The following is a 2144-nucleotide window of genomic DNA, read 5'->3' as shown; positions in this document are numbered from 1 at the left end:
GTAAAGGAGAGGAGGCTTATTTTTCTGAAAAAAGCCTCCTCTCCTTTACTCGTTATTAGTCAATCTGGATAAGCTCACAATTTTTTGAGGGAAAGCAGATTGTAACGGTTGTCCCTTGCCCTTTTGAGCTTTGGAAATCAATGCTTCCATTATATTTCTCTATTATATGGCAGCAAATCATTAAACCTAATCCTGTCCCGTTGCTTTTTAAAGAATAAAAAGGAGTGCCAAGAGACTTTATTTCCTCTTCTGACATTCCGTCACCATAATCGATTACTTTCATTTCTACGAATTGATTTTTACTTTTTGCCTTAACAATAACGGAATCCCCAATTTTGGAAGCCTCAAGGGCATTTTTAATAATATTGATCATTAATTGTTTATACTCTATGTTGTTAGCGCAGATATAGCAATCTTCACTTACTTGTAAATCAATCTTATTATCACGTAAAAGCCCATATGATTTAAGTAAATCTGTTACACTTTGAAGAACGTTATGAACATTTACGATTTCCAGTTTTTTATCTTTATCTGGCTTTGCAATCGTTAAAAATTGAGAAATAACTTCTTCGGCCGTATTTAATTCGTCAATCATTAGAGTAAACGTTTCTCTTATATCCTTATTAACTGGACAATCTTTTTCACTGTAGAGCTGCAAAAACCCTTTAACAACTGTCAAAGGATTTCTAATTTCGTGTGCAACAGCAGCTGCTAATTGTCCTGTTGTCTTTAATCGTTCTGAATGTTGTAATTGCTCGTAATATAATTGCTGTTTTTTTATACGTTCGTACGATACATGATAAATGAGATAGATAATGACTTGACTTCCTATAAAGTTGACAGCATTGCCTGCTAAATCTCCCTTTATATGAGAAAACTGATTGCTTTGATCCATTCCTATAATATAACTAAATGTACCTATTATTAAGAGTGTGTTTAAGATTAAAGAAAAATAAAACAGCTTTGAATCAAAAAATAAAATAGAAATGGCAGGAATAAGGCATAGGAAAATAAAGGTAGACCAAGCGCCTGGATATAAAAAGAAAACGGTATACAGGAAAGTGGATGCCGTGATAATAATAACAATTCTAAAACTATGATTTTTATACTTCGGATAAAGCCATAAACATGTAAATAGAATGATAGCAAGAACACTATGTAAGATGTAACCTAAATCAAATCCACCCAAGCGTGGATTATCCAATAATAAACCCATGATCATTACAGCTGTCCAGATGAGCACTACCGTATAATATAGTTTTTTATTCATTTGAGGATAAAACTCCTTCATACATACTCCTTTTGTTGTTTGTCATTTTAAGTCGATTAACATTTTCTAATATGCTAGTTTAAAGTTTTCTAATTATAAAAAGCTGTACTATTCAACCATAATAACATAAATGATTAAATGATTTGGGAAAAATTTATGATTGACAGGTGACAAAATATTATGTTGTATGGAGGAATTAGAGTTGCTGTTAGAAAAGGATAATCATGAGTCTTATTCATATAAATGAAAGGCTTAGTTAAAGATAAATAAAAAACCTAGATCCATTTGGTCTAAGTTAAGAAGTTTCTTTATTTAACTTGTTTGATTAATAAATATGTTTGATGCTGGATAAGCAAATGGAAAAGGGCTTTTGTTTTTCATCCTTTAAAGACAGTCTTTGTTCAAGGAGGTTCAGGCTATAAACACGTCCTTTGAAGGTTTGTAAGGCTCCGTTTGTATAATAATCAATCGTAATAGGTCTATTTTCCGTTAGCTTTTTTAGGTACATCTATATCCTCCTTATGATAAGTAATGGTTTACACAATTCCACTATAGAATAATTCTTTTAAGATAGGATGAAGAACATGTTAAAGATATTTATAGATATTGGAAGGCGTTACCTGCGCTAAGCAATAAATGTATTCATTTTATACAAAGAGATGTGTTTCAATATCAAGTGAATGAAGTTGTCGAAAGTTGTTATCCCACGCTTAACGGGCAGTAAGACCCCCACCTCAAGCTTATGAGGAACCTAAGAAGATAGGTGGGGGACAAACTACTCGTAAAGGTCCGATTGGTGAGATACAGTGAAACTTACCTTTGCGATTTTCAAAGGTAAGCTTTCACCAATCAGGTTCGTACGGTCACTTGATTG

2 protein-coding genes are annotated in these 2144 nt (G+C 32.6%); both read right to left on the bottom strand.

Annotated elements, in window-relative coordinates; genetic code table 11:
* Window positions 1-55 precede the first annotated feature (55 nt).
* A complete protein-coding gene (locus V7068_RS19885; RefSeq protein ID WP_499714222.1) occupies window positions 56-1270 on the bottom strand; it encodes an ATP-binding protein in 1215 nt (404 codons plus the stop codon).
* Between the two features lie 325 nt (window positions 1271-1595).
* Window positions 1596-1778, bottom strand: a complete 183-nt coding sequence (locus V7068_RS19880; protein WP_499714221.1) for a YolD-like family protein — start codon at window positions 1776-1778, stop codon at window positions 1596-1598.
* Between the last annotated feature and the right edge of the window lie 366 nt (window positions 1779-2144).

Source organism: Bacillus sp. JJ634 (assembly GCF_036962285.1).
Classification (GTDB): Bacteria; Bacillota; Bacilli; order Bacillales; family DSM-1321; genus Peribacillus; species Peribacillus asahii_A.
This window is presented reverse-complemented; position numbering and strand designations above follow the sequence as displayed.